Origin of the sequence: Nitrosopumilus piranensis (assembly GCF_000875775.1) — an archaeon.
GTDB classification, from domain to species: Archaea; Thermoproteota; Nitrososphaeria; order Nitrososphaerales; family Nitrosopumilaceae; genus Nitrosopumilus; species Nitrosopumilus piranensis.
In genome coordinates this window covers 1127139-1152243 of record NZ_CP010868.1, presented here as the reverse complement: position 1 = coordinate 1152243, position 25105 = coordinate 1127139, and the positions used below count along the sequence as shown (strand labels likewise).

The 25105-nt window shown below is 34.9% G+C and carries 36 protein-coding genes; 6 read left to right on the top strand and 30 right to left on the bottom strand.

Going from position 1 to position 25105, the window contains the following annotated elements:
- Nucleotides 1–32: 32 nt before the first annotated feature.
- The 19 genes from NPIRD3C_RS06885 to psmA all read right to left on the bottom strand — a co-directional run bounded on the left by NPIRD3C_RS06885 (nucleotide 33) and on the right by psmA (nucleotide 9905).
- A complete protein-coding gene (locus tag NPIRD3C_RS06885) occupies nucleotides 33–320 on the bottom strand; it encodes a hypothetical protein (protein ID WP_148703447.1) in 288 nt (95 codons plus the stop codon).
- 16 nt (nucleotides 321–336) lie between these two features.
- Entirely contained in the window at nucleotides 337–894 is a 558-nt protein-coding gene (locus tag NPIRD3C_RS06880) for a 50S ribosomal protein L6 (RefSeq protein WP_148703446.1), read from the bottom strand.
- Nucleotides 884–1276 (bottom strand): 30S ribosomal protein S8, encoded by a 393-nt coding sequence (locus tag NPIRD3C_RS06875; RefSeq protein WP_148703445.1) that lies wholly within the window; start codon nucleotides 1274–1276, stop codon nucleotides 884–886. The genes NPIRD3C_RS06880 and NPIRD3C_RS06875 overlap by 11 nt, the downstream gene beginning before the upstream one ends.
- Before the next feature lie 4 nt (nucleotides 1277–1280).
- On the bottom strand, nucleotides 1281–1460 hold the full coding sequence (locus NPIRD3C_RS06870; RefSeq protein ID WP_014963151.1) for a 30S ribosomal protein S14: 180 nt from the start codon (nucleotides 1458–1460) through the stop codon (nucleotides 1281–1283).
- The gene (locus NPIRD3C_RS06865; protein WP_148703444.1) at nucleotides 1460–1981 is read right to left on the bottom strand and encodes a 50S ribosomal protein L5; all 522 of its coding nucleotides are present in this window, start codon (nucleotides 1979–1981) and stop codon (nucleotides 1460–1462) included. The genes NPIRD3C_RS06870 and NPIRD3C_RS06865 overlap by 1 nt, the downstream gene beginning before the upstream one ends.
- Before the next feature lie 4 nt (nucleotides 1982–1985).
- Nucleotides 1986–2702: a 30S ribosomal protein S4e gene (locus NPIRD3C_RS06860; RefSeq protein WP_148703443.1), complete on the bottom strand. Its 717-nt coding sequence runs from the start codon at nucleotides 2700–2702 to the stop codon at nucleotides 1986–1988.
- Nucleotides 2702–3190 carry a 50S ribosomal protein L24 gene (gene rplX / locus NPIRD3C_RS06855; RefSeq protein ID WP_148703442.1) on the bottom strand — a complete coding sequence of 163 codons (489 nt, stop codon included), beginning with the start codon at nucleotides 3188–3190 and terminating at the stop codon, nucleotides 2702–2704. The genes NPIRD3C_RS06860 and rplX overlap by 1 nt, the downstream gene beginning before the upstream one ends.
- A 4-nt stretch (nucleotides 3191–3194) precedes the next feature.
- Complete coding sequence (locus tag NPIRD3C_RS06850) at nucleotides 3195–3617, bottom strand: 50S ribosomal protein L14 (RefSeq protein ID WP_148703441.1); 423 nt, start codon at nucleotides 3615–3617, stop codon at nucleotides 3195–3197.
- A complete protein-coding gene (locus NPIRD3C_RS06845) occupies nucleotides 3617–3940 on the bottom strand; it encodes a 30S ribosomal protein S17 (RefSeq protein WP_148703440.1) in 324 nt (107 codons plus the stop codon). Before NPIRD3C_RS06845 ends, NPIRD3C_RS06850 begins: the two co-directional genes overlap by 1 nt.
- Nucleotides 3937–4203 carry a ribonuclease P protein component 1 gene (locus NPIRD3C_RS06840; protein WP_148703439.1) on the bottom strand — a complete coding sequence of 89 codons (267 nt, stop codon included), beginning with the start codon at nucleotides 4201–4203 and terminating at the stop codon, nucleotides 3937–3939. Before NPIRD3C_RS06840 ends, NPIRD3C_RS06845 begins: the two co-directional genes overlap by 4 nt.
- A complete protein-coding gene (gene rpmC, locus NPIRD3C_RS06835) occupies nucleotides 4200–4406 on the bottom strand; it encodes a 50S ribosomal protein L29 (RefSeq protein WP_148703438.1) in 207 nt (68 codons plus the stop codon). The genes NPIRD3C_RS06840 and rpmC overlap by 4 nt, the downstream gene beginning before the upstream one ends.
- Nucleotides 4403–5158 carry a 30S ribosomal protein S3 gene (locus NPIRD3C_RS06830; RefSeq protein WP_148703437.1) on the bottom strand — a complete coding sequence of 252 codons (756 nt, stop codon included), beginning with the start codon at nucleotides 5156–5158 and terminating at the stop codon, nucleotides 4403–4405. The genes rpmC and NPIRD3C_RS06830 overlap by 4 nt, the downstream gene beginning before the upstream one ends.
- Nucleotides 5159–5160: 2 nt before the next feature.
- Complete coding sequence (locus NPIRD3C_RS06825) at nucleotides 5161–5619, bottom strand: 50S ribosomal protein L22 (protein ID WP_148703436.1); 459 nt, start codon at nucleotides 5617–5619, stop codon at nucleotides 5161–5163.
- Between the two features lie 5 nt (nucleotides 5620–5624).
- Nucleotides 5625–6020 carry a 30S ribosomal protein S19 gene (locus tag NPIRD3C_RS06820; protein WP_148703435.1) on the bottom strand — a complete coding sequence of 132 codons (396 nt, stop codon included), beginning with the start codon at nucleotides 6018–6020 and terminating at the stop codon, nucleotides 5625–5627.
- Between the two features lie 27 nt (nucleotides 6021–6047).
- A complete protein-coding gene (locus tag NPIRD3C_RS06815) occupies nucleotides 6048–6314 on the bottom strand; it encodes a 50S ribosomal protein L23 (RefSeq protein WP_148703434.1) in 267 nt (88 codons plus the stop codon).
- A complete protein-coding gene (rplD, locus tag NPIRD3C_RS06810; RefSeq protein ID WP_148703433.1) occupies nucleotides 6311–7126 on the bottom strand; it encodes a 50S ribosomal protein L4 in 816 nt (271 codons plus the stop codon). Before rplD ends, NPIRD3C_RS06815 begins: the two co-directional genes overlap by 4 nt.
- Nucleotides 7123–8118 (bottom strand): 50S ribosomal protein L3, encoded by a 996-nt coding sequence (locus NPIRD3C_RS06805; RefSeq protein WP_148703432.1) that lies wholly within the window; start codon nucleotides 8116–8118, stop codon nucleotides 7123–7125. Before NPIRD3C_RS06805 ends, rplD begins: the two co-directional genes overlap by 4 nt.
- A 205-nt stretch (nucleotides 8119–8323) precedes the next feature.
- Complete coding sequence (locus NPIRD3C_RS06800; RefSeq protein ID WP_148703431.1) at nucleotides 8324–9136, bottom strand: putative RNA uridine N3 methyltransferase; 813 nt, start codon at nucleotides 9134–9136, stop codon at nucleotides 8324–8326.
- Nucleotides 9137–9167: 31 nt separating this feature from the next.
- Nucleotides 9168–9905: an archaeal proteasome endopeptidase complex subunit alpha gene (psmA, locus tag NPIRD3C_RS06795; protein ID WP_148703430.1), complete on the bottom strand. Its 738-nt coding sequence runs from the start codon at nucleotides 9903–9905 to the stop codon at nucleotides 9168–9170.
- 52 nt (nucleotides 9906–9957) lie between these two features.
- On the opposite strand from psmA, the gene NPIRD3C_RS06790 reads away from it, so the two are divergent.
- Together NPIRD3C_RS06790 and NPIRD3C_RS06785 are read left to right on the top strand one after the other, a co-directional pair.
- Nucleotides 9958–10374 carry a DUF371 domain-containing protein gene (locus NPIRD3C_RS06790; RefSeq protein ID WP_148703429.1) on the top strand — a complete coding sequence of 139 codons (417 nt, stop codon included), beginning with the start codon at nucleotides 9958–9960 and terminating at the stop codon, nucleotides 10372–10374.
- A gap of 232 nt (nucleotides 10375–10606) precedes the next feature.
- Nucleotides 10607–10948 carry a hypothetical protein gene (locus NPIRD3C_RS06785; protein WP_148703428.1) on the top strand — a complete coding sequence of 114 codons (342 nt, stop codon included), beginning with the start codon at nucleotides 10607–10609 and terminating at the stop codon, nucleotides 10946–10948.
- On the opposite strand, the gene NPIRD3C_RS06780 is transcribed toward NPIRD3C_RS06785, so the two are convergent.
- From NPIRD3C_RS06780 to NPIRD3C_RS06730, 11 genes are all read right to left on the bottom strand, one after another.
- Nucleotides 10941–11591 carry a Snf7 family protein gene (locus NPIRD3C_RS06780; protein ID WP_148703427.1) on the bottom strand — a complete coding sequence of 217 codons (651 nt, stop codon included), beginning with the start codon at nucleotides 11589–11591 and terminating at the stop codon, nucleotides 10941–10943. The two genes, NPIRD3C_RS06785 and NPIRD3C_RS06780, sit on opposite strands and share 8 nt — an antisense overlap.
- Before the next feature lie 91 nt (nucleotides 11592–11682).
- Complete coding sequence (locus NPIRD3C_RS06775; protein WP_148703426.1) at nucleotides 11683–12783, bottom strand: redoxin family protein; 1101 nt, start codon at nucleotides 12781–12783, stop codon at nucleotides 11683–11685.
- 4 nt (nucleotides 12784–12787) lie between these two features.
- Entirely contained in the window at nucleotides 12788–13522 is a 735-nt protein-coding gene (locus NPIRD3C_RS06770; protein ID WP_148703425.1) for a cytochrome c biogenesis CcdA family protein, read from the bottom strand.
- A 201-nt stretch (nucleotides 13523–13723) separates the two neighbouring features.
- Nucleotides 13724–14863 carry an aminotransferase class I/II-fold pyridoxal phosphate-dependent enzyme gene (locus NPIRD3C_RS06765; protein WP_148703424.1) on the bottom strand — a complete coding sequence of 380 codons (1140 nt, stop codon included), beginning with the start codon at nucleotides 14861–14863 and terminating at the stop codon, nucleotides 13724–13726.
- Nucleotides 14838–15815: a biotin synthase BioB gene (gene bioB, locus NPIRD3C_RS06760; protein WP_148703423.1), complete on the bottom strand. Its 978-nt coding sequence runs from the start codon at nucleotides 15813–15815 to the stop codon at nucleotides 14838–14840. Before bioB ends, NPIRD3C_RS06765 begins: the two co-directional genes overlap by 26 nt.
- Before the next feature lie 900 nt (nucleotides 15816–16715).
- The gene (locus NPIRD3C_RS06755) at nucleotides 16716–17147 is read right to left on the bottom strand and encodes a universal stress protein (RefSeq protein ID WP_148703422.1); all 432 of its coding nucleotides are present in this window, start codon (nucleotides 17145–17147) and stop codon (nucleotides 16716–16718) included.
- Nucleotides 17147–17671, bottom strand: a complete 525-nt coding sequence (locus NPIRD3C_RS06750) for a hypothetical protein (protein WP_237087633.1) — start codon at nucleotides 17669–17671, stop codon at nucleotides 17147–17149. Before NPIRD3C_RS06750 ends, NPIRD3C_RS06755 begins: the two co-directional genes overlap by 1 nt.
- Entirely contained in the window at nucleotides 17668–19671 is a 2004-nt protein-coding gene (locus tag NPIRD3C_RS06745; protein ID WP_237087632.1) for a sodium:solute symporter family protein, read from the bottom strand. The genes NPIRD3C_RS06750 and NPIRD3C_RS06745 overlap by 4 nt, the downstream gene beginning before the upstream one ends.
- A gap of 157 nt (nucleotides 19672–19828) precedes the next feature.
- Complete coding sequence (ureC, locus tag NPIRD3C_RS06740; RefSeq protein WP_148703421.1) at nucleotides 19829–21541, bottom strand: urease subunit alpha; 1713 nt, start codon at nucleotides 21539–21541, stop codon at nucleotides 19829–19831.
- Nucleotides 21538–21906 carry an urease subunit beta gene (locus tag NPIRD3C_RS06735; protein ID WP_148703420.1) on the bottom strand — a complete coding sequence of 123 codons (369 nt, stop codon included), beginning with the start codon at nucleotides 21904–21906 and terminating at the stop codon, nucleotides 21538–21540. The genes ureC and NPIRD3C_RS06735 overlap by 4 nt, the downstream gene beginning before the upstream one ends.
- Before the next feature lie 5 nt (nucleotides 21907–21911).
- Nucleotides 21912–22214, bottom strand: a complete 303-nt coding sequence (locus NPIRD3C_RS06730) for an urease subunit gamma (protein ID WP_148703419.1) — start codon at nucleotides 22212–22214, stop codon at nucleotides 21912–21914.
- A 90-nt stretch (nucleotides 22215–22304) separates the two neighbouring features.
- On the opposite strand from NPIRD3C_RS06730, the gene NPIRD3C_RS06725 reads away from it, so the two are divergent.
- From NPIRD3C_RS06725 to NPIRD3C_RS06710, 4 genes are read left to right on the top strand one after another with little or no spacing between them, the layout of a single operon-like run.
- A complete protein-coding gene (locus tag NPIRD3C_RS06725; RefSeq protein WP_148703418.1) occupies nucleotides 22305–22790 on the top strand; it encodes an urease accessory protein UreE in 486 nt (161 codons plus the stop codon).
- The gene (locus NPIRD3C_RS06720) at nucleotides 22780–23481 is read left to right on the top strand and encodes an urease accessory protein UreF (RefSeq protein WP_148703417.1); all 702 of its coding nucleotides are present in this window, start codon (nucleotides 22780–22782) and stop codon (nucleotides 23479–23481) included. The genes NPIRD3C_RS06725 and NPIRD3C_RS06720 overlap by 11 nt, the downstream gene beginning before the upstream one ends.
- Nucleotides 23482–23499: 18 nt before the next feature.
- Nucleotides 23500–24156, top strand: coding sequence for an urease accessory protein UreG (gene ureG, locus NPIRD3C_RS06715; protein ID WP_148703416.1), 657 nt, complete (start codon nucleotides 23500–23502; stop codon nucleotides 24154–24156).
- 3 nt (nucleotides 24157–24159) lie between these two features.
- Nucleotides 24160–25086 carry an urease accessory protein UreD gene (locus NPIRD3C_RS06710; RefSeq protein WP_148703415.1) on the top strand — a complete coding sequence of 309 codons (927 nt, stop codon included), beginning with the start codon at nucleotides 24160–24162 and terminating at the stop codon, nucleotides 25084–25086.
- The last annotated feature ends 19 nt before the right edge of the window (nucleotides 25087–25105 follow it).

Here is a 25105-nt window from a genome sequence, read left to right as displayed (position 1 = left end):
GACTATACAATTTAGACCAAAGTTATAGTAGATTAGTTAAATTTGGCAAAAAATTCTTTGATTTCTTTTGAATGACTTTCTACTAGTTCAATTATTTCCAAGTGCTCATCAGCAGTAGGTTCTCTTTGATGAACAACTTGAAATGCACTAAGTGCAGAACCTACCATTTCGCCAACAAAAAAACCACACAAAAAATCACCAATTTTTTCACAATCCCAAACTTCTCCTACTCTTGGTGAAGCTCCTGATTTTTTGTATAATTCTAAAGTCTGTTGAATTAAATCAGTTGTTTGTTTGGCAAATTCAGGATCTAGGGTCATTAGAAAAAACTAAAATCTACTTTTCTATGCCTTTTTTCTTTTCATAGACATAGATGCCGTCTAGGAAAACTCTGTGATCTTTATTCTTTACTTTGGTTTTTAATTCTATATTAGCTGCAGTTTGGGTAATGTCTGTCCAAACTTCTCCTGTGAGAATTACGTCTTCACCTTTAGGAATTACTTTTGTATTTCCCATGATGTGTGTAGTTCTTGGTGCTCTTTCTCCTTGATAATTTTCAATTAGAATTTTTTTTCCTTCAACTTTTACTGTGATTGGAAAGTGTGCAAAAACAACTTTCATCTTTATTGTATATCCTTCTACGAGACCTTCACAAATATTTCTGATTATTGATCTTGCAGTGTGTAAAATTGCATAATCTCTTTTTCTCTCACCAATTGTTTTGAGATTTACTTTATTATCTGAAATGTCAATTTTGACTGGAATGTTTCGAAAACTTTTGTGTGTTTTTCCTAGTGGACCTTCAAACAATAACATGTGTTTATTTTGTGTAACCTTGACTCCCTCTGGGATTTCCACCTGATCTTGCATTTTTTCAAGTTGACTAGTAGACATATCCTATCAAAAATCCCCCAATTCCTTTCTGTGCTGCATCATGATGTGACATTACTCCCTGGTTAGTTGTAACAAGAAGCATTCCTCTATCGTATGCTGGCAAGTATTGCTGTTCCCAATTGTTAAACTCATCAGTTTTTACTTTGAATCTAGGTGAAATTGCACCACATTTTGTAATCTTTGCCAATAATTTGATTTTGAATTTTCCTCCTCTTTTATCATCAATATGTTCGAATTCTCCAATGTATCCATCTTTTTGAAGTGTTTTGAGAACTTCAATTCCCAATTTTGAAGTTGGAAGTATTGTACACTCTCCTTTTCTTCTTGTTTCGTTATTGTATAATGTGACAAATAGATTTGCTAAAATGTTAGTTGCTGGCATGATATCACCTATTTTTCCTAAATCCCAGAGATGTTGCTACTTCTCTAAAGCATCGTCTGCATAACATCAAGTCGTATTTTTGTATAACAGCTGTATAGTCTCCGCATCTTTTACACCATCTTGAACCTCTGCCAAAATCGTGCTTTTTTCTACCTGTAAATTCGTATGATCTATCTTTTGCCATTATGCTACCGTCACTCCAAACTCTTTTACTAGATAATCCTTTGCTTCTTGATTTGTAATAATGTGAGATTTACCAACACTTGCTTTGTGTTTGCTTCTTCTTCTAATTCCATAACCTGGCCTAGTTAGTGTAACTGAAATTCCAAGACCTAAAATTCCAATTGATGGTTCATATTTCACACCTGGAATATCAATATGTTCTTTAATTCCAAATGAATAATTTCCAAAATTATCAAATGATCTTCCATTTACAGTATTTCCTTTTGCTTCAAGTAATCTTTTCAATAATTCTTTTGCATCATCACCGCGAATTGTAACTGCAACTCCAATTGGTTCTCCTTTTCTTACTCCCCAATCTCTTTGTGTTTCTTTTGCGTTACGTGCTGATGGTTTTTTACCAGAAATTTGTTCTAATGCTCTTCTTGCAATGTCAATTACATCTCCAGATTTACCAACTCCCATGTTTAGTACTACTTTCTCTAAAGAGATTTTTTTCATTGGGGATTCTGTTGTTTGAGACATATGATCACTTTAATTGAATTATTGGTTCCTCTTTTCCTATTGGCATGATGATGTCTGCTGGAATTTCGATTTTTCTATCTCCTAAAGACAGAATAACTCTTTTTGGAAGGATGAATGTGCCTTCTTCAATACTTTCAATCTTTCCAATCTGGCCTGCGTTAATTCCACGTGTTACTAATCCATGGTTTCCTGTTTCTAATTTAATTACTTCAAGAATTTTTTGATCTGGAACTTGAATTAAACATACATCTCCAACATTGACTTTGGTATCTGAAATTGTTGAACGCCCATCATGGAATCCTATTTGCATTTTTCCTTTGTTAATTGTAGTTTTACTGATAACTCTAACAAGTTTTTTAGTTTTTTCTGAATCGTTAATTTTGATTGGTTTTAGCAGCTTACCTTCTGTTGGCACAAGACGATAAACATCTGGAACATTTTCTAGTTCCACTATATCCATTAATCCAATTGCGTGATGTAGTGATTTTCTAACAACTCCATCAATCTTTACTTTTCCAGAATAGATTGCAGTTTTTGCTTCTCTAAGACTTGTGACAATCTTTAACATATCTCTAAGAAATACTGCTGTAGGTACTGAATGATCCTTTTTGTGAGGGCCTGGTCTTACCGTAATTACAAATCTTTTGTCTTTTCTTGTAATTCCCCAGAATTGAGGGGCCATTTGTCGTTTGAGTTTTTTACTACCTGAAATGCTTACCATTAATTCTCATCTTCCTTTTTTTGTGATTCTTTCTCCACTTTTGTTTCTTTAGTATCTGTTTTCTGTGACTCTTCTTTCTTTGATGTATCTTGAGCGGTTTCTTCAGCAGCTTTTGGTGTCTCTTTAGGTAGATTTGTTGGATCTTTACCTTCCAACTTTGCCATTCTCCATTTGTCTGATGTGTTTAATGATGTGACAAGCAGATTTGAGGTGTGAATAAAAACATCAAATTTGTCACCTTTGGTTTTTTCTTTCTTTACTCCTTCAATGGCAACACTGCTTTTTTCTGTAGATACTTCTGAAACTTTGCCATCTACACCTTTGAATTCTCCTCTAAGAATAGTTACGCTGTCTCCTTCAACTACTCTGACACTTCTTTTTCCATATTTTTTATGTAGATCTTTTGATAGTGCACTTCCAAGTTGCTTACTTTTTGTCTTGTATGATGCACGATAAATCATCTTGTTACGCATTTTTGTTGGTTTCATTTTATTATACCACCATTGATGCCAAGTTAGCTACTCTTGGCCATTTCTCTGAAGCTTCTGCTGCTACTGGTCCTTTGATGTCTGTTCCTTTTGTTTCTCCTTCTGGAGTGATTAGTACTGCTGCGTTGTCTTCAAAACAAACTCTTACACCATTTAATCTGCGAATTGCATATTTTTGTCTAATTATAACTGCACCATACACTTGTTTTCTTAATTCAGCTGGACCTTTCTTTACAACAACATTACAAAAATCTCCAACTGATGCTGATGGGAGTCTTGATGCTCTTGTTTTGTGCCTTGGAACGTTAATTACTTCTAAAATTTTAGCGCCAGAATTATCTGCACATACAATATTTGCTCCGACTGGAATAACTTTAGTTACATATGGGCGGAATTCTTCTACTCCCTTACCTGCTTGCTTTGCCATTATGATCTAACCTCCACTACCACATAGGACACTGATTTTGATATTGGTCTGCATTCTGCAGTCAATACTTTATCTCCTGATTCTACATCAAGACATCCTGGGACGTGAGCATGAATACTGCTTTTTCCTCTTGCATACCTTTTGAATTTATTAAAGTAAATTGGTGCGTCTTTTTGTAAGGTGATGGTCTGTTTTGCTTTACTTCCTGTTACTTTGCCATCAAAGAGTTTACCTCTAATTGCCAATCCTCCGTGGAAAGGACAATTCTTATCTGTACATTCTCTCTCTGGTGCTTTTACTTTTAATCCAATATCTCTAGTCATGCCTTTGCTCCTATTCTATCAAACGGTCTTTTTGCAATCTTTGATCCTTTTACAATTATATCGTTATTTTCAATTGAGAATTTCCAATTACTTGTAGATTTTGCAATGGATTTTTTTCCATTTTCTGTGTTAATTGTGAACATTGATTTTGTTTCATTTTCAATTGTTCCATTTAATCCTATTACTTGTGGATTGGTTGATTCAACAATCTGTGTGTTTAATCCAATAAATTCATGTGCTGTTATGTTGTCTGCTGTAATCATTTCTCTTTCTTCATCTCGTTTAATCTAGTGAGCATTCTTGCAATGTCGTGTCGTAGTGGTTTTAGTTTGCCGCTTTCTTTTCTTAATGTACCTTTAGCTGCATCAACTCTAAGTTTTGAAAGTTCACTTCGTGATTCTTGAATCTTACTTTTTAGATCTTTTTCATTTAGATTCTTGATTGTCTTCATACTAATTCTTGTCATTTGAGTTTTGCCTCCTCTTCTTCTAATGTCTCAAGTTCTTTCATTTTTTCTTCTTCTAGTGCAATTTGTTCTGATTCTGTTCTTGCTTTCTTTTCAGCAGCAGTTTCATCTCTCATCTTACCAGTATCTGCATCTTTGACCTGTTTAGCTTTCTTTGGTTTCTCCGTTTTCATCTCAAATTCTGGAACAAATTTTTCTTTTCTTGCAATTCTAATTCTGATTCCAATTAATCCCATTGCTGTATTGACATGTGCAATGTCTTCAGCAACTATTACTTCTGCATGGTGACCTGCCCGTGGTAAGATTCCTGCAGTATGTTTCTCAAAAGCTGAACGATCACCTCTTAGTTTACCTGAAATTGTAATTTGAACGCCCATTGCGCCATTTTCCATAATTTGTTTTAGTGTCCACATAGTCGCTCTTCTAAACGCAGTTCCTCTTTCAAGATGTGAGGCCATTCTATTACACATTACACTTGGTGATAACTCTGGCTTTTCAATTTCCACTACAGAAATCTGTGGATTCTTTAATCCAAAATCAGTTGCAAGTTTATCTGTAAGGTCTCTGATTCCTGAACCTTTTCTTCCGATAACTATTCCTGGTCTTGTAACATGAAGTGCAACTCTTGTACCTGTTGGTGTCTTTGAAATTTCTGCATGTGAAAATCCAGCTTCTTTGATTGCTTCTCTAAGATAATCTTTGAGAAGCATCATGTTGTAGTTGTCTTTAATTACATTCTTGACTGACGACATTTCTAAATCTCCTGGGCCACCAATTCTACGTGAGTCAATACATTGTTCTTTGGAGTTGCTCTACCCATTGCTCTTGGTATGAATCTTTTTATCAGAACCCCTTTGTGAACAGTTGCGTTTACAATTTTTAATCTATCTAAATCCATTCCTTTGTATTCTGCATTTGATTCTAAATTATCTAAAACTTTGATGAATTCTTTTGCTGTTTTTTGTGGGTAACGTCCTGCCATCATTCCAGGATCACCTTTGTGTCCGACTTGATTCTTGTATCTTCTAAATGCAATTGCTCTGTCTTTGTGAACGACAGATTGTAAGTAGTCTCTTGCTTTTTCAATTGACAATCCTTTGATTGCAACTGCTACTTCTCTTGCGTGCTTATGTGAGATATCTTTTTCTCTTAATGATGAACGTACGTGTCTTGTTGCATCATAATTTTGAAAAGCGTAATCGAATCTACCCATAATAATCACTTCAATGGCACATAGAGGCTGGATCTTGATGCGCCGACACCCGGTGCACCGTGTGAAACCTTCTTGTTTGTTATGACATATTCTCCCAAATAATGGCCAATCATCTCAGTTCTAATTAGAACTGGTTTGAATTCCTTTCCTGAGAAAACATTTACTGTAACATCTACCATGTATGGTAGGATAATCAAATCTCTGACATGGGTCTTGATTGGATTTTTTAATTTGCCTGCTTTTGCAGCTTTGATCTCTTCAATTAATTTTCTTTTACCATCATTAATTCCTCTGGTAAGTGATCTTCTTTGTCTTGCATTGAATAATTGGAATAATTTTTCTAATGACATATTCTCTAACTCTTCTTTTGGAATTCCTCTGTATGAAAATTCTTTAACCATTTTTGTTCTTCACCTTCAATCTCCCTATTATAGCATTCCTATCTTTGTTGCGAGGTCTCTTGCTTTTTCTGTATTTTCAAACTGAACAAATGCTTTCTTGCCATATATTGTTCTAGCTGTATTGACGTTAGTGACTTTTTCTTTGTATAGTGTGTTAACTGCATCAGCGATTTCTGGTTTGCTTGCTGATCTATCTACTATGAAGCAAATCTTACTTTCACTTTCCACCATTGCAAATGTCTTTTCAGTAATGTATGGTTTGATTATGATTTTGCTTGCTTGATCTACATTCATTGTACTTTCGCCATTACCTCTAGATGTGTTGATTTTATTTTTCCAATTTCTTCTATTGCGGATTTGGAATAAACGGTTAATCTAATTGGGTCTGAACCCGGAGCTAAATCTAATACGCTCAAATCTTTAACACTTGTTGCCTCTACACCTGGAAGTGCGCCAATTGCTTTTGATATATTTGATGAATCTTTAGTTACAAACAACACGCTCTTTCCAACTTTTTTACTTCTTCCTCTGAGTCTTGATTGACCAGAACGTGGTTTTCTTGATTGTAATCTTTGTAGATCTTGTGTTAGTTTTAATGAATCTAGTATTTTGGAAATTTCACTTGTTTTAGATACTGCTTCAATGTCGTCTGAAACTACAATTGGAAATGATTCGATTCCTTCTACCTTATGACCTCTTGATTCTATTCTGTCTTTTGATGCTGTTGCTGCAATTGCAGAACATAATGCCAACTTTTTTTCTTTTTTGTTTAATTTTTTGTAAATTACTTTCTCAACAATAGGTGGATGTGCCTGTCTTCCACCTCTGGTTGATGCTACTTCTGCACCTTGTCCTTGTCTTCCGCCACCACCACCTCGTGCTCTTGCTACACGAGATACCCCTTGACCTGTTGGCGGATCATTAGAATCTGCAACTACGTCTTGGCCTGCAGTTGGATGTCTTCCTTGTGGTTGGAATTTGTGTGATGTTAGATTAGTGAAAGCTTTGTGAATCAATTCTCTTCTAAATGGTGTTGCAAATACTGGTGGGAGTTCTACTTCTCCGTCTTTGGTTCCAGTTGTTGCGTATACTGCTGTTTTAGTCATACTACTACCTCCAAGATATTTGGTTTGTTAACTTTGGCTGGAACATTTCTGATTTGACTTCTTAGTTTGATTAATCTTCTATATGTTCCAGGAACTGAACCTTTTAGAATGATGAAATCTCCTTTAACTAAACCAAAATGTTTGTATCCTCCATCTGGATTTATCTTTAGTTTATCGTCATCTGTATTGCCCATAATCATAATTCTTTTGTCGTATTCTATTCTTTGATGGAATCCAAATTGTCCTGCTCTTGGAACAGTATACATGACACTTTGTGGGGAGATTGGACCTAGTGAACCAACTTCTCTAACGGTCTTTCTTGATTTGTGTTGCTTCTTCTTTACGTTCCATCTTTTCAAAACACCTTGCCAACCTTTGCCTTTTGTAATTGCTGCAACATCAACGCTTGCACCGGTTTCAAAAATCTGATCAATCTTAATTTCTTTTCCAAGTAATTCTTTAACATGTGTAAATTGTTTTGGTATGTCTCCTCCACTAACTGAAGCTTCAAAGATGTATGGTTTCTTTTGTTCTAATCCTGCAGCACTTGGTGATACTGCAACAATGGCAAAAATTTCTTTAATTTTTTTCAAACTTTTTTCTGCATTCTCTATTGCATTTTCTTGTTTGTTTTTTAGTGAAATCTCTTTGGCAATGTTTTTTGGAATATCTTCTGCATAAACATCAAACTCTGCATGTAGTCCATCATGATCTTTTGAATAACCTCTAATTCCCAAAATCAAGACTGGTGGTGTAACTAGAACTGTTCCCAAACTTACTAGTTGTTTTCCTGCATTAGGTACTTTTTCACGATCATCAATACTGACAATTTGAACACATCCTGCTTTGAAGCCACAGTGAGCTAAAATTTTTGGTTCTTCAGAATCTAACTTTGGCCATGCACGTATTCTTGCCTCCATGCTTTTGGCACGTACTCTAGGTGAATACGCAAGGCTTCCTCTACGTGGTGAATGTCTTTTTCTAGCACCCATGACTAAAACGCATCATCGATTGCCCTCTATTAAACCATGTGAGATGTCGTTAACTACTAAAAAAATATTGGTTAACCAACTGTGCCTAAAAATTAAGGACTAAAGAGATCATTTACCATATTCCAAATTGTTATTCCACCAATGATAATTCCTGCAGCTCCAACCCCGATTGCCAACAACAAAAAATTTTTTCTCTCTGCCATGATTATGATGTAGTTTGTGCATTAATTATTGATAATGTTCCAAGTAATGCTTCTTCTAGACGTACTGTTTGGGTAGCTTGGTTTGGAAAAAAGTTTAGAGATTTTGCGTTTTGCACATTTTTCATCTTTCCTCCTAGGATCTCATGAATTCCTTTCTCTGGAGAGCCAAACACAACCAGTGTTGGTTGATCTGATTTTGTATATTTTGCAATTTGTTCTTTTGTTGCAGTCTTGCCTTTTCTTGATGTAAGTATTATGTTTCCCTTCCATTCTGATAGTACTGAGAAGAGATTTGCTCTTTCTTTTACAGAATATCCCCAATATGCTGGTGCCTCACTTTTGTTAATCTCTTTAACTGAAAAATTTGGATGTCCTTCTTTGAATTGAATTGTTACTCTTTTACCAATTGAAGTTTTTCCAAAAAATGGAATTAGTTGGTTTATGCCCACATCTACAAATCTTTTTCCCTTTACACTAACGACTATTCCTTCTCTGACATCTCCTCTGTTGATTTTTTTTGGGTTTGCAGGTGTTATATGGCTAGGAATTTTTAATGGTTGTAACACTCCTGCAAATTTTAAATCATTCATTTTTGGAAACATTCTTCTTCGCAAAAACTGAGGTGTTTCTAGATATTTTAAAATCATAATCATGAGATTTCCATCTTGTTTGTTGTTTCCTTCTTGGTAAACATAGATTGTATCAACTTTGAAAATTGCACATGCTCTTGCCAGTACTGAAATTTTTCTAGTCTTGTCTATCTTTAATGATTCATCTGATAACGACGATTCAGGAATTGCAACAGATAATTTCACTATAATCGAGTCTCACAAACAGATAAAACAATTAATTTTTGTCGTGTGGATATTTTTCTTTGGCAGTGTTTGCATAGTTTGCAATCTGCTCTTCTGAAACTATTTCATACAAACCAGTATCTGTTTTGATATGTGCCATTCTGATATGACTAGTTCCCTCCTTATCTTCACTTGATAGATAAATTCCTGCTGCAGCTAATGCTGACGCATCTTCTAACGAAAGATCTTTTTTGTATGTTTTTTCTAAAAAGTCAGTTACTTGATCAGAACCTGAACCAATTGCAATTGCATCATAAGAGATGTATGTTCCACTTGGATCAGTCAAATACAATTGTGGGTTGTTGTTAACCACTCCGCCAAGAATTAATGCAACACCAAATGGTCTTACTCCTGCATATTGTGTATATTGTTGAGATTGATCAGCTAAGTGTTTAGCAATCGTTTCAACCTCTACTGGTTCATCATAAATCATTTTGTTACTTTGAGAAAAGAATCGTGCATTGTCAACTTGACTTCTTGCATCTGGGATATATCCTGCAGCTGCAACTCCTACATGATCATCAATTTGGAAAATTTTCTGTGCATTTGTAGAAATTTGCAATTTGCGTGGCTTTTCTTCTACTGCAATTACGATGCCATCTTTACATTTGATACCAACTGCAATTGTTCCTCTTCTTACAGTCTCAATTGCATATTCTACTTGGTATAACCTGCCATCTGGCGAAAATACTGTAATTGCTCTATCATAACCTTGTTGTGCAGGAAGCATTTGATTCAAATGCTCTGAAAGTTTAATTTAAGTCTAGCCTATCTAATTTGCCGTGAGATTCGAAATTGAATTTTCAGGCCATGAAAATATTAGATCAAATCATCAAAAGACTATAGAGATTACAAAAGATTCTCATTTGACTCCGCAAGGCGATTGCATCATTGGAGTTTGTGCAAATTACGCATGTGCAGATTTGCCTCAAAATCTAAAAGATAAACTCAAAAATTCTAACTCAATTGTTACATTTTCCATTAGTGTTGGAGATCATAATTTCACTGTAGAGGGAAAAGGACACCCTGATCTTATCCTTTCACACACTGATGACATTGTAATTAGAAAAAGCGATTTTGTATGTCCTAGAACCCTTGCAGTAAATTGTGATAAGGCATCTGATTTACTACCTAGAAAAATGGTTTCATTGTTACAAGATCCAAAAACTAAAGGTACTTTTGCCATTACAGTTGATTAAAACTGTGACAATTTTATAGGCATCAACTGTATTTTGTTTAATGGGTCGTAAAACTAATTTCTTTATTTTGATACCTCTGGCTGCATTTGCTACCCTGATTATTGGTGCTGGAATGTATATGACATTGTGCAAAAATGCTCTTGTTTCTTTGCCTTGTTGACTCAATATTTTCTAGCTTTAGTTAATTCTGGTTTAGCAAGATTCTCTTAAAGCACAACTCAATAGATGCTTCATGGCAAAACCTACTATTGAGTTACCTATTTCTGCAAAACCTACTGATTTAGAATTAAAAAAACTCAAAGATTATTTCAAAGAAATGCCTGTTGATCAAATTCTTACTGGATTAAAATTTGCAAAAAATAGATGGTCTGCAAAAGATGCAGGAACTCTAAAGGTTGGAAGAAAAAGCATTATCCAAAAAGAAGTTCACTCTGTAACTACTGAACAAGCTCAATGGAGATTAAAAAATTGGAAGATGATGATTGCAAATTATAGAAGACGCGGATACAGCTATCCAACAATTTCTAGAATAAAGAAAATTCTAATTCAAAAAAGTAAAAAGAAATCTAAATGAAAACGTCGGATTTTCTTTCAACAATTTGTTGTTTGAGTGTATCAGGAACATCTGGAATAGAAGCTTTTGTTTGACCTGAAATAACACCTTGTGCTTCTTCTAATATTGCTAGTGTGTCTGCATTAGTTTCTGCACCCACATTCATAGTATCTCCTAATTCCATTGATGAGCCTGACATTACATCTCCGAGTATTGATGACAAGTCTTGCATTGATGCATTTGCCTCTGGCATAATTCCATTAAGTGATGGAGCCAATCCCTTGATAATTGACATACAAGGACTAAGGGTAACTACCACGTCTCCTAATTCTGAAACTGTATCTAGTCTAAGTTTTACTTGCTCCATTGAAAGTTTGGCACCACTTACCATATTTTTCATCTTTCTTACTTGTGCCAATTCGTTTGCATATGCTTGTGCATAGGCATTCTTGTTATTTTTGTGAGCCACAACTATTTTATCAAAAATCTGATCATGTTTTACTCTAAGTTTTTCATTTATTCCTTCTAATTTTGAAATTTGAAATTGTAATTTTTTCTGTGCAAAGTCAATTTTATTCTTTAATGGTTCATCAGGTCGTACCTTTCCCATTACTTTTTGGGAAATACTTTCTCCCTGTGATTTATTCCAAGAATTGCTTAGCATATCTGATTCTCGATATTGGTCAAAAATTTTGTTTTAAAGAGATTTGTCACTGCAGCTAGTGTAACTGGAGTGACAGACAGTTATGGTTACACTACCCGAAGGTAAATGTGAATATTTCAAAGCCAGAACCAGTAACTTTGATTTCTAATACGTGGGATGCACTATCCTCACTGCTGATAATGTTATACAACCCTGGCTCTGAAACCCTTAGAATGTTTCTTGTTTGTATGTCTGTTCCAGAATATTGTTCAGGCAATTCTTCCCCGTCAAGAAAAATCTCCAACTCGGCATTACTTGCAGTAACAATGTTTACTTCCTTTGCATTGTATAACAATTTGATTTTTCCAGCATCTGAAATTAACTCCATGTTGTCCTTGTTATTTTTCCAAGTCCCTATTGGATAGAATTTATGTAGTTCAATTTTTTCTGATTCTTCATACACTACTGTTTTTCCTGGTTGGAATCCTTCTTCACTACCTAACTGATTTCTATTTTGTGCAAAGTAGTACCCAAAGTACAATTCTGGTGTTCTAAACAATGTATGCTCAAACTCTTCAATATCTACTAGCGATGAAGCTAATGTAGTTTGAATTCCTAATGCATCTGATCTTTCTTTTAGTAATTGCTGAATCACTTTTTCAGTTTCTTGGTATCCTCCTTCGCCAATATGATCATATCTGATATATCCTTCATGGTCTGCAATGTATTTTCTTGGCCAGTATCTGTTTTCAAATGCTTTCCATGTTTCCATATCGTTATCCATTACAACTGGATAGTCTATTCCATGTTTGTCAATTGACATTTTTACATTTTCAGGATCTTTTTCAAATTCAAATTCAGGAGAATGAACTCCAATAATTAATAATCCTTGATCAGAATATTTGTCATCCCATGCTGTGATATATGGAAGTGTTCTGATGCAATTAATGCAACTATATGTCCAAATATCATATAACACAATTTTTCCCTCCATCTCTTGAGACAGTTCTTCAGGTGTTGTATTCAGATAGTGTGCAATACCTACCAAGTCAGGAGCCATTTTGAATCCTGATTTGTCTATTTTACTAGTATCTTGATTGGTAATGTTTGAGACATTTGTCTCATCAAGTGTAGAAAATGATATGCTTATTGCAGCTATTCCCATACCTATGACTACCGCCAAAATGACTGCTGTTTTAATTTCTGATTTCATTTTATTACCCTAGAAATAATAATTCATTGAGAAGTGGAAAGTTGGCAATATATGCTAGTTGATTTGTGTATACTAGAACTCCTAAAATCACAATAAATCCACCTAAAACAATATTGTAATATTTTAGATGCTTACTCATTGAGCAAATAATTTTGTTTGCTCTTGAATAAAACACACCAATCAAAATAAATGGAATTCCTAATCCAAATGAGTATACTAATAGTAGATTAAATGCAACTGATGGCGTTGTTGCTGCAAGTGTAAGTATTGTTCCTAGTATTGGTCCTACACATGGTGTCCATCCTGCTGCAAATGCTAAACCAAAAACAAATGACATTGGATAACTTGCTTTTGCTCTTTTTGGAAAGAATTTTTTTTCCATGTTTAGTTTGTTTATTTTCATTGAAAGAAGCAAGAATATGCCAAATGCTACTATGATTGCTCCTCCTATCTGATTGAGTCCTTCTACTAGTTCGCCTGATGATGATGACAGTGTACTGTTAATTATAACTCCTAATGTGGAAAACACTACCGAGAAACCTAACACGAAAAATACTGAATTTAAAATGATGTTTGATCTGTTAATTGATACTGTTTTTATTCCATCTTTTTGATTCAATTCTGAAAGAGTAGTTCCTGAGATATATGCAAGAAATGCAGGAATCATTGGTAATATGCACGGAGCTACAAATGAGCTTAATCCTGCTAATGCTGCAACTGCTAGTGTTATTTCTGTCACACACTAGATTTACAATTTTTCCATTAAAGCATTCTTCCAGATTTTTATCATATGTCGATACAATCCGTTTTTAACTGGGTTATACCAAATTTTGGCATGAACAAGCGATTCATAGTAGTTGGAGTTGTTTTAGGACTAATCGTTGTGGCTGCTGTTCTAATTGGGTCTCCAATGTTTGGTGGCTTTGACGCTATGAGATAATTAGCAAAATTTCAAGTATGCCTTTTTGAATATTTCAAGCGATTTTTCAATATCCTTGTCTTTTAGCCATGCAGTTACCGATATTCTAAGCCTTGCCTGGTTTTTTGGAACTGTTGGGTATCGAATTGGCTGAGCAAATACCCCATTTTCAAATAAGAATTTCCCAAAGTCCATTGCGGATTTCTCATTTCCGATAATAATTGGTATGATTTGAGATTTTGAGTTTATTTTAAAACCAATCTCTTTGAGTCCTTTTGTTAATTTTTTTGTGTTTTTTTCTAGTTTCAGTTTTTGTTTTTCTCTATTTGAATTGAATCTTTTTAATGAATATTCTACTAAAAATGAAGGAAGTGCTGATGTATAGATAAATGATTTTGATCTGTTTATGCACAAGTCAATTACATTGTTTTTTGCTGCAACGTATCCTCCAAATGATCCTAGTCCTTTGCTTAGACTACTAATATACATGTCAATCTTTTTTCCAACATTAAAATAATTTGGTGTTCCCTTTCCGTCTTTTCCTATTACAAAGTCTCCATGTGCATCATCTACTATTGTAATTGCATCTGTTTTTTGAGATATCTCTGTGATTTGTTTTAGTTTTGACATGTCTCCATCCATACTAAATATTCCCTCAGTGATTACAAACTTGTTTTTTCCTTTTTGTTTTAATTTTGTTTGCAAATCTTTTATGTCATTATGCTTGTAAACTAGAACTCTTGCATCCGATAACTTACATGATTCAATAATGCTTGTATGGTTTAACTCATCACTTAGAATCAAGTCTCCTTTTCTTGCAATTGCTGAAATTGAACCCAGGTTTGCCATGTATCCTGTAGGATAAATTAAACTGTTTTGCTGTGATTTGTGTTTTGCAAGAATTTTTTCTAATTTTTTGTATGACTCGTCATTGCCTGATACAAGTCTAGAACTTGATTGGAGTTGACTCACTTGAATCCTTGTTGTAGGAATTCCTAGATAGTCATTTGAGCATAAATTGATTAATTTTTTTCCATTAATTGTGATGTGGGAGCCTTGAGCTTTCCCATATCGTAATTCTCGATAGAGATTGTTTTGCTTTATTGCTTGTAACTCTGCATCGACAAAGTCAAGTTTATGCCTGGAGGCCAATTTTTTCAATCATTTTACGGTCTTTTTTGGCCTCATTACCTCCCATGGTAAGATACCCTGCTGTAATGATTCCATTTGCTCCGCTTTGTAGTAACTCTTCACCTGAATCCTCTAGTTGAGTTTCTCTGCCTCCAGAAATTTTGATAACTGATTCAGGCAATAGAAATCTGATCACTGAAAACATTCTTACAATTTCAGAGTTTGGTAAATCTGTTTGAAGTTCAAGTGGTGTTCCTGGAACTGGAACAAGTATGTTAATTGTAACTTCTTCAGGATACAGTCTTGCAAGTTCTAATGTTAGTTCTAATCTCTGTGCTCTTGTTTCACCCAGTCCTATGATTCCACCCGTACATAACTCTAAACCTGCATCCCTCGCGATGCCTAATGTCTTTAGCCGGTCATCATATGTATGAGTTGTACAAATCTCTGGAAATTTTGATTTTGCTGTCTCTAAATTATGATTGTATCTTTTTACTTTAAGTTCTTTTAATTTTGCAGCTTGCTTTTTTGTAAGAAACCCTAAACTACATTCAACACTAATTCCAACTTTGTCATTTATCTCAGTAATTATTTTACAAACTTTTTCAAAATCTGTTTTTGATGGTTCACGCCACGCTGCTACAAGACAATATGATTCTGCGCCCTCATCTTTTGCTTTTTGAGCTTTAGATACTACTTCTTCAGGTGAGGGCAATTGGTATGTCTCAATTCCGGTGTCAAAGAATGCAGATTGTCCACAAAATGTACAATCTTCACTACATGCATTTTTTTTAATATTGTTTAATTGCTCAACATCTACTTTTTCTCCATTAAAATCTCGAGTAATCTCATTTGCACATCTTGCCAAATCTTTGAGGTTTTCCTCTGGGATGTTTAGTAATTTTTCAGCATCCTCTGCTGTGATATGATTTCCTGAGAATACTTTTTCCTGGCACTCTTTTATGAAATTCACGACACTCATGATCTTTTGTTTATGTTTTCCATTTATAACAATGAAGGTAGTCAAAAATTTCCCTTTATTGCTATGAACTTAGAAAAGCGTTAACCTCCATGCTATAGGGGGTTAACACAGGTTTTAAAAAAGTTATTTTCAATAATTTTATCCAATATGCCCAACTATATTTTGGGAAAAAATGGATGTAGATTGGCTTGCACGCCAAATACTGTTTAGCGAGAATTGGCCACGCATGAATTCTAGTTATTCAACAAAAATTCTAATTTTGATTTTGTATTTTTTTCATACAAATGGATTTTACCCATTATGATATGATGATTTATTCAATAATTCTCTTCTTTTCTAAATTCATTTAGATAATCACTAAATCCCATCATGAAATTATTTTTAGTTGTAAGAGTCAAATCAAATTACAAGGGCTAGAGGTGACTTGTCAAGATATCTCATGTCCTTCATTATTTTACACGTAAAAATTACATTAAAGATATTCATTTGTAAAGAATAACTAATGAATTTCAAGACTAAATTCTGAAAATATTTTATTTTGAAAAATCAGTACATCTCTTACAAGATCATTACTTTCAGCCTTGTATCTTTTGCAGAATTCATCACACATTACATGTTTACTAACAAAATTACTGCAGAGCATACACCCATCAAAGCATACATGTATTTTCTATACTTAGGATCACGTGTTCGCATAGCAGAATGTAAGTTAAAAAAGCATTTAAAAATTAATAGAATCTCAATAAAGTTATTCTACACCTTTTTCTTGGCTGTAATGTCAACAATTTTATCTATTTTCACAATGAAGAATTGTACATTACCAGTTAGTCTGTGGGTAATACAATAATTACAGAAACAACCTAATCTACTTTAGAGTCATCAACTAGTAAATTTAATAAATTACTTTATGATCATTATAGGCACTTTGGATTTGTGCATTACATGATTTGATACGCTTCCAAGAAATACTTCTTTAAGACCACCTCGTCCTCTAGAACCCATTACTATCAGATCAACTTTGTTTCTACTTTGATTTGCAAAATTAGAGATTAATTCTCCAGGATTCCCCTCCAATATTTTTTCTTGTAAGGTCACACCTTTTTTCTCTGCATTTTTCTTAGCTTTTGCAAGATTCTTTTTTGATTCAATAAACATTGTCTCTTTTGCAATTCTAATCTCACGATATGATAGTGGTGAAAAAGGAACTATGGACAATCCAACTATTTTTGCATCACATTGTTTTGCAAGAGTTACTGCTTCAGCAAACGCTCGCTCTGAGTACTTTGAGCCATCTAACGGAACAAGTATTTTTTTGTATAATCTATTTGCCATTATCTTAATTCCTCAGTTGTAAGTTGTGAATTTTTGCCTAAGATCATGTTTCTAACCTTTACCATCTTTCTTGCCAGCATAAACCCTGCACCAGACATACAACTACCAATAATTACATGAAGTATGCTAGATTCTTGCTGTGGTGCAACTAACATCACATATGCAAATCCACCAATCATTAGCATAATGCCAAAAGCTGCAAAGATCGCCATCATTACTGGGATTCTTGAAGGAACAGAGGGCAACAATGCAGTTTTTGATGATGACTCTATACTATCAAGGTCTTTACAAACATCACAACATCTATGTCGTTGTTTGTTTTGCCAGGTGGTAGTTAAAAAGAAAAATTCTTGGTGACAAGAATCACAGGTTCTTTTTGGAAGAGTAATCTTTCCATGTTCATCAAAGTCATGCCCAATCTTTTTCATGCAATCTTTACAAAAGTATCCGGGAATTCTCCATTGCTTTTGAAAGTTGTATTTCTTCCAACCCAATGTAACATTACATCCAGAACATGAAGTCAATTCTTGTCGCCTCTTGAAGTTTCTGCAACTGACTTTTGTCCGCTAAATACTTGTGCGATTCCTTTTCTTGCCTCAATGATGGGCAGAAATATGATGAAGAATGAAGCAATACTTACCCAAATTACGGAGATTCCTACCCAAATACTATAAGCCATTATATCAAATACTACGCCGGCAGCAATCAAGGGCATTGGCCATGCAATGATTAAGACCAGAGTCATGATACCGCCACCAGTAAGACTAAACTTGAAGGCTTTCTTCAAAGTCTCTTCGTTTTCAGTGATTTCTGCAGACTCTGCTTCAGATAATTCGACAAGAGTGATTTTCTTTTTGAGATCAGCCCAATCAAACTCAGTTTTAGCTGCAAGACTTCCAAAGATGGTAATTGCTCCACCAGTTAAGATTCCAGCAATGTTTCCAAATAACATAGAGTAATTATGACCAAGACTTGCCAGATTGATTTCCCCACCAAATTCTGGCAATGATGCTGCAACAGATACCCAGGTAGTTACTGCAACCATCAAACCGATAATAGCTCCAAGCGTGGCAGCTACTCGGTTTGTTCTTCTCCAAAGTATTGTTAATGCAATTGGAATTACTGCTGCACCAATTATGATGCCCATTGCCAGATAGACAAAGCCAAGACTTAATCCCATGTGTAAGAGTATGACTGCTAAACCCCCCATACCAAGCCCAAATCCAACAATCGTTATTCTAGATACTTTGACTAGTTGTTTACCTGAGGCATTTGGATTCTTGTACGTTCGGTAAATATCATAAGTTATCAAAGAAGAGACTGCAATTAGTTCTGCAGAACCGGCAGAAGTTACTGCCATAAATAACATAGTTAATACCATGATAGCACCGACTTCCCCCATTAGCGCTGTAGCTGCTGCTGGAACTACCAATCCTAATTGAACTTGTGCAGGGGTCAAGTCAACATCAAGTGCCACTGCAGTCAGCCCCATAGTAGTTGCAAGTGTAAATGGAATTGCAAACCAACATGCACCACCAAGTAAGAAGCCCTTAACAGTGGATGATGGTTTTGCTGCAATTGCTCGCTGCCAATATGCTTGGTCAACAAAGACAGTTCCAAAGTTTCCTACAATGTTAATGATACCAAACATCAGACCGCCAATTGATGCCATTGTCAAGAATGCACCTGCTGCATTTCCTTCAATTGGTCTTAGATCTGCAGCTGCAACTAATTTTTCATACATTCCTTCAACACCACCAGTGATGTCAGTATTGAAATATACTGCTGCAACAAAGGTTAGAATTACAACAAATATGATTATTGTATGCATATAATCTGCAACAAAAGTTGCTTTTAGCCCTCCAACTAGAGTGTAGATCATCACACCTACTGGAATCAAGAAGGCAGCAAGAGAAATATCCATTCCAGTAAGACCATTGACTACGGCTGAACCGCCTAGCAATAACATGGCTGTTACAATCATGTTAGTCATTAATGCAAATACCAAGAAGACTTTATGAGAACCATCACCGAATCTTGCACGAATGATTTCTAGGAATGTATGTGCGTTTGGGGCTTTACGTTTCAATTCAATAGCTAAAATTCCGAACAACAACACTTGGATTGATGCTCCTGCTGCATACCAAAATGGACCACTTATTCCATACTGATATGCTACAGTTGAGGATTGAAGTAAAGTTGCAGCCCATGTCCAAGCAGAAACAATAGCAGCCGCAGTTAGACCCGTTTTGATTGTTCGTCCAGCAGTATTAAACATCTCAGAGGTCTGGTTAACTCCAAGGTATCTTTCTTCAATTTTTACTTCAATGGAAATTATTACAGCAAAAACTGCACCTAAACCAACAACAATAGCCCAACCAATCCATTCAGGCAATGCTTCACCAATTGCAAATCCTTCTGAAATGGCACCTGCTGCAAAAACGGTTTGTGGAGATCCGACAAGGAACACTACAATAGCAAAAAATGTAGTTAATACAAAGGGTAAAGATTTTGCCGTGTACACAAAAATGAATATTCTGAGATTTACTTATTGATTGAACAAACTAGGACCTTTATGTACTCAATTTTTAAGACAAAATAAAACCCTACAATCAAAAATAATTCTAGTCGACGTCGGCTTAAATGAAAATTTACATGAAGAAAATAAAAATTGAAAAGTATTAAAACAAGTTGTAAAGTCGTGCCATAGAAATTTTTTCAGCTGGATCAATTGTTGCAAGTTTACCATCAACTTTTACTTCATAGGTTTCAGAATTGATTTCAATTTTGGGGGTTTGATCATTATACAACATATCTTTTTTTCTAATATTACGACAATTTTTTACAGGAACCAATTTCTTTTGGGATTTAATTTCAGATTCAATTCCTTTGTCTAGTGCAAGTTGTGATGTAAAAGTTATAGAAGTAGAATGTTTTGTTTGGCCATATGCTCCAAACATAGGACGATACAATATGGGTTCAGTTGTAGGGATTGAGGCATTAGGATCACCCATTAGAGAATAGGTGATAAAGCCGCCCTTGATGATCATTTTAGGTTTGATGCCAAAGAATTGAGGAGACCAAATAACGATATCAGCTAGTCTTCCAGGCTGAATAGAGCCTACATAATCAGAGATTCCATGAGTTAGGGCAGGATTGATTGTGATTTTTGCAAGATATCGCTTTACTCTGAAATTATCATTTCCAGAATTATCCTCAGGTAATGGTCCGGTCATCTTTTTCATTTTATCGGCAGTCTGCCAGTTTCTAGTTGTCACTTCACCGACTCTACCCATTGCTTGACTATCTGATGACATCATACTTAGCACTCCAAGATCATGTAAAACATCTTCCGCTGCAATTGTTTCACCTCTAATTCTAGATTCTGCAAATGATACATCTTCAGGAACTGCAGAATTAAGATGATGACAGACCATCATCATATCAAGATGTTCAGCAAGTGTGTTTACGGTAAATGGTCTTGTTGGATTGGTAGAAGAAGGAAGAATATTTTGTTCACTTGCAACTTTCATAATGTCCGGAGCATGACCCCCTCCAGCACCTTCTGTGTGATAAGTATGGATTGTTCTTCCTGCAATTGCTTCTATAGTGTCATCAACAAATCCACATTCATTTAGAGTATCGGTATGTATTGCAACTTGAGTGTCAGTTTTATCTGCAACGTTTAGAGCAGAATCAATAGCAGCAGGTGTTGATCCCCAATCTTCGTGTAATTTTAATCCGCATGCTCCTGCTTCAATTTGTTCAAGTAATGCCGTCTCAAGGGAATCATTTCCCTTTGCCAAGAATCCAAAGTTAAGTGGAAAATCATCAACTGATTCAATCATTCTATGGATATTCCATTTTCCCGGAGTACATGTAGTGGCGTTTGTGCCATCTGCAGGACCAGTTCCCCCACCAATCATTGTAGTTGTTCCATTACAGATTGCATGGATTACTTGTTGAGGAGAAATAAAATGAATATGAGAATCAATTGTTCCAGGGGTACAAATTGTATGCTCACCAGCAATAATCTCAGTGTTTGAAGAAATTATCATGTCAACATCATCCATAATGTTTGGATTTCCTGCATTTCCTACACATACAACTTTTCCATCTTTTACTCCAATGTCTGCTTTGATGATTCCCAAAATAGGATCCATAACTATTGCATTAGTAATTACCAGATCGAGTGATTCTGCACGAAGCACTCCACTTGCTTGACCAAGTCCATCTCGTATACTTTTTCCTCCACCAAAAACAGCCTCATCACCATACTTGACCAAGTCTTTTTCAATTTCAATAATTAAATCGGTATCAGCAAGTCTAACTTTATCACCTGTAGTTGGACCAAACAAATCAACATAGTTTTTTCTTGGAATGGTTAGTGTCATTTTGCCACTCCCTTGAATCCTTTTTCTGCTGCTTTTTTGATAGCATCTTCTTGTTTTTCTTCTAAGCTTCCACTTACTAAACCGCTAAATCCATAAACAATTTTCTTTCCTCCAAATTCTGTTAATTCAATTTCTTTTGTTTCACCTGGTTCAAATCTTACAGAAGTTCCTGCAGGAATATTAAGATGATAACCATAGGACTGCTTTCTTGGAAAATCAAGTGCTTTATTTGTTTCAAAAAAGTGAGTATGCGAACCGACTTGGATTGGTCTATCTCCCGTATTTCTAACACTAACAAAAACTGTTTCCTTACCCACATTGGCAATTATTGGTTCATCTGAAGGGAAATATTCGCCAGGAATCATTTACATCACACAATCGGGTCATGGATAGTTACTAGTTTAGTTCCATCTTCAAAAGTTGCTTCTACTTGGATGGAATGGATTAGATCAGCAACGCCAGGAAGAACATCATCTTTTGTTAGAACTTTTTTGCCAGAACTCATTAGTTCTGGAACAGATCTTCCATCTCTTGCACCTTCTAAGATATGATCAGCTAAAATAGAAACTGCTTCAGGATGATTTAGTTTAAGTCCTCTAGTCTGTCTTCTGCGAGCAAGTTCCGATGTAACAAAAACATTGAGTTTCTCTAATTCTCTAGGAGTAAGCATCATTGAATGAGATTATGTTTTAATGTATTTAATAATTAAAAAATGTAAAAACAATCTAAGAAAGTATAACTTTATCAAAATACAAAGTTTGTTGTGTTAGAGGTCAATGTACCGATCGGAAATATTTTTCTAGATGAAGGATTTGATACTCTTAAAGATGGTAATTTTGAGAGATTAAAGATTTCCAGAATAGAATTAGACAAAAAAATTCTCAGGAGAAAGACTGATCGTGGAACTGATATTGGTTTGAATTTAAATTCTGGAATTAAACTACGTAATGGAGATGTTCTGGTTAATGGAAAAAATCCAATTGTTATAGAGCAGTTATCTGAAAAAGTCATTAGAGTGAGACTAAAAACTAGCAACAACAAAAAGGTGATGATACTTTTGGGCCACATCATTGGAAATAGGCATAGACCAATCTCTATTCAGGGAGAAGAGATAATCTTTCCAATACAGGCTGATTCTGAAAAAGAAGTCTTTGAGAAACTATTTCATAGTATTATCAACTATATTGAGTTGACCGTAGAAGAACGGGTATTTTCTCCGCATTCAGGGGCAGATGTACATGAACATTGATGAGATTGAACAAGAACTAGGAGTAATGCAGTTATCAGATTCTTTTTTTCCTACAGGAATATTTGCTACTTCAAATGGATTGGAATATCTTTTCTCTCAAAATAAGATTCATGGGATGACAGATCTAGCTGAGATGGTTAAAATCAATATTATTCAGCAGATAGGACCAACTGATTGCATTGCACTTGCAGACATATTTGAGAATTCAAATGAAGGTAATTTTGATAGAATTATTCAAGCAGATAATACATTATTTGCAACAAAATCAATTAAAGAAATTAGGGATGCATCAGTAAGATCAGGGATTCAATTAGTAAAGTGTGTGGCAGAATTTGTTAAAGATGACAAAATGCTAAAGCAGTATCAAGATAGTATTTTAGAGAAAAAAGCAAATGGAATTTTTCCTGTTGCCTTTGCTATATGTTGTAATGCCATGAAGATAAAAAAAGAGAAAAGCATGATGATGATGCTTTACGGTTTTAGTGTTGCAGTAGTGGGAGCGGCATTACGATTAGGACTAATTCAACACTTTGAAGGACAAAAAATCATTCATAAAATTAAACCTGTAATTGCTCAGACAATTAAAGAAAATTCAAATAAATCCCTTTCAGAAATGTGGCAGTTTGCACCTCAAATGGATGTCATTCAGATGTCCCATGAGAAAATGGATTCTAAAATGTTTATTACATAAAAATTAGATTTTTTTATCATGACACATATTCCTAGAATTGGAATAGGAGGGCCTGTAGGCTCTGGAAAGAGTATGCTTATTGAGAGACTAGTTCCAATGCTTGCACAAAAAGGATACAGTGTAAGTATCATCTCAAATGATGTCATATCAAAAGAAGATGCCGATAGGATGCGAAATAACCTTGCAACTAAGAGGGGGTTACTCCCTGAGAATTTAGTGATTGGTCTTGCAACAGGTGGATGTCCTCATACTGCGGTCCGAGAAGACCCTTCAATGAATCTTTCAGTAATTGAAGAGATGGAGGCAAAGCATCCTGATTTGGATCTCATAATAATTGAAAGTGGTGGAGACAACATTACAACTACATTTAGTCCAATCCTGGCTGATTATTTCATTTACATTATTGACGTTGCAGGAGGAGACAAGTATCCAAGAAAGGGAGGACTCGGAATTGAGAGTTGTGATCTTTTGATAATTAACAAGATCGATCTTGCACCATTAGTTGAGGCAGATCTAGAAATAATGAAAAGAGATGCACTAAAAATTAGAAAAGAAAAGCCATTTGAATTTGTAAACTGTAAAACGGATAAAGGAATAATGAAAGTTACAGAACATATTATTCATGATGTATTATTTGATGCACAACCAAAATCAATAATTGCCCAAAAGGTGTAATTCTTGAATAAACTAGAATACTATACTCCTGATGACACTCCAAAAGAGATTCAGGCATATGATGCCAGTGTAAAACAGTTAGGGGTGGGCAAATCCGGAAAGGTAGGAATTTTAGATGTAGAACTCCAAGTAAATGAAAGCGGAAAGACTGTTGTTACAAAGCAATTTTCACAAGTTCCTCTACAAATTCAAAAAGCACTATACACTGAAAGTTTCCTTCCCCAAATGGCATTTCTTTATGTAATTTCATCATCAGGGGGAATTCTACAAGGTGATCGATATAGAACAGACATCCTACTAAAAAATAAGGCAATTTCTCATATTACAACGCAAGGGGCCACTAGAATCTATAGCATGAACGCAAATTCTGCATCACAGATTCTAAACATTACAGTTGAGGAGAATTGTTATCTTGAATATATTCCGGATCAGATAATCCCTTACAAAAACTCTAGATATTATCAAAAGGTGAATCTCAATGTTCATGACAATTCTACTTTGATTTATTCAGAAATCTTAACTCCGGGAAGAGTTGCAATGGATGAGTCATTTGAGTATGATATTTGTTATCTTAGAACACATTGCAAAAATCAAGACAATAAGATTAGATTTTTAGAAAATACGAAGATTGAACCAAAAAAACAACGAGTAAGAGATTTTGGAATATTAGGTGAATATGAAATTGTTGGAACAGTTTACATCCTTACAAAAAAAGAAGAAATCATTGCACTAGAAAATCTTATTGAAAAAGAACTAAAAAAATTTGAGAAAATAACAATTGGAACATCTATCTTGTCTGACGAATCAGGAGTCATTATCAGAATTTTAGGAAACAAAACAGATATGATTTTTGAAGGAATTTTTAAAATTGTAGAGATCGTAAGGAAAAAAACTCTTGATGCGCCATTTAGTAAAATTAGGAAAAGTTAGAAGTTATTGAGAATTCCAA

Coding starts and splice junctions, on each gene's coding strand:
- NPIRD3C_RS06885 (WP_148703447.1), bottom strand. CDS start 320: ATGACCCTAGATCCTGAATTTGCCAAACAAACAACTGATTTAATTCAA.
- NPIRD3C_RS06880 (WP_148703446.1), bottom strand. CDS start 894: ATGTCTACTAGTCAACTTGAAAAAATGCAAGATCAGGTGGAAATCCCA.
- NPIRD3C_RS06875 (WP_148703445.1), bottom strand. CDS start 1,276: ATGCCAGCAACTAACATTTTAGCAAATCTATTTGTCACATTATACAAT.
- NPIRD3C_RS06870 (WP_014963151.1), bottom strand. CDS start 1,460: ATGGCAAAAGATAGATCATACGAATTTACAGGTAGAAAAAAGCACGAT.
- NPIRD3C_RS06865 (WP_148703444.1), bottom strand. CDS start 1,981: ATGTCTCAAACAACAGAATCCCCAATGAAAAAAATCTCTTTAGAGAAA.
- NPIRD3C_RS06860 (WP_148703443.1), bottom strand. CDS start 2,702: ATGGTAAGCATTTCAGGTAGTAAAAAACTCAAACGACAAATGGCCCCT.
- rplX (WP_148703442.1), bottom strand. CDS start 3,190: ATGAAACCAACAAAAATGCGTAACAAGATGATTTATCGTGCATCATAC.
- NPIRD3C_RS06850 (WP_148703441.1), bottom strand. CDS start 3,617: ATGGCAAAGCAAGCAGGTAAGGGAGTAGAAGAATTCCGCCCATATGTA.
- NPIRD3C_RS06845 (WP_148703440.1), bottom strand. CDS start 3,940: ATGACTAGAGATATTGGATTAAAAGTAAAAGCACCAGAGAGAGAATGT.
- NPIRD3C_RS06840 (WP_148703439.1), bottom strand. CDS start 4,203: ATGATTACAGCAGACAACATAACAGCACATGAATTTATTGGATTAAAC.
- rpmC (WP_148703438.1), bottom strand. CDS start 4,406: ATGACAAGAATTAGTATGAAGACAATCAAGAATCTAAATGAAAAAGAT.
- NPIRD3C_RS06830 (WP_148703437.1), bottom strand. CDS start 5,158: ATGTCGTCAGTCAAGAATGTAATTAAAGACAACTACAACATGATGCTT.
- NPIRD3C_RS06825 (WP_148703436.1), bottom strand. CDS start 5,619: ATGGGTAGATTCGATTACGCTTTTCAAAATTATGATGCAACAAGACAC.
- NPIRD3C_RS06820 (WP_148703435.1), bottom strand. CDS start 6,020: ATGGTTAAAGAATTTTCATACAGAGGAATTCCAAAAGAAGAGTTAGAG.
- NPIRD3C_RS06815 (WP_148703434.1), bottom strand. CDS start 6,314: ATGAATGTAGATCAAGCAAGCAAAATCATAATCAAACCATACATTACT.
- rplD (WP_148703433.1), bottom strand. CDS start 7,126: ATGACTAAAACAGCAGTATACGCAACAACTGGAACCAAAGACGGAGAA.
- NPIRD3C_RS06805 (WP_148703432.1), bottom strand. CDS start 8,118: ATGGGTGCTAGAAAAAGACATTCACCACGTAGAGGAAGCCTTGCGTAT.
- psmA (WP_148703430.1), bottom strand. CDS start 9,905: ATGCTTCCTGCACAACAAGGTTATGATAGAGCAATTACAGTATTTTCG.
- NPIRD3C_RS06785 (WP_148703428.1), top strand. CDS start 10,607: ATGGCAAAACCTACTATTGAGTTACCTATTTCTGCAAAACCTACTGAT.
- NPIRD3C_RS06780 (WP_148703427.1), bottom strand. CDS start 11,591: ATGCTAAGCAATTCTTGGAATAAATCACAGGGAGAAAGTATTTCCCAA.
- NPIRD3C_RS06775 (WP_148703426.1), bottom strand. CDS start 12,783: ATGAAATCAGAAATTAAAACAGCAGTCATTTTGGCGGTAGTCATAGGT.
- bioB (WP_148703423.1), bottom strand. CDS start 15,815: ATGAGTGTCGTGAATTTCATAAAAGAGTGCCAGGAAAAAGTATTCTCA.
- NPIRD3C_RS06755 (WP_148703422.1), bottom strand. CDS start 17,147: ATGGCAAATAGATTATACAAAAAAATACTTGTTCCGTTAGATGGCTCA.
- ureC (WP_148703421.1), bottom strand. CDS start 21,541: ATGACACTAACCATTCCAAGAAAAAACTATGTTGATTTGTTTGGTCCA.
- NPIRD3C_RS06735 (WP_148703420.1), bottom strand. CDS start 21,906: ATGATTCCTGGCGAATATTTCCCTTCAGATGAACCAATAATTGCCAAT.
- NPIRD3C_RS06730 (WP_148703419.1), bottom strand. CDS start 22,214: ATGATGCTTACTCCTAGAGAATTAGAGAAACTCAATGTTTTTGTTACA.
- NPIRD3C_RS06720 (WP_148703417.1), top strand. CDS start 22,780: ATGAACATTGATGAGATTGAACAAGAACTAGGAGTAATGCAGTTATCA.
- ureG (WP_148703416.1), top strand. CDS start 23,500: ATGACACATATTCCTAGAATTGGAATAGGAGGGCCTGTAGGCTCTGGA.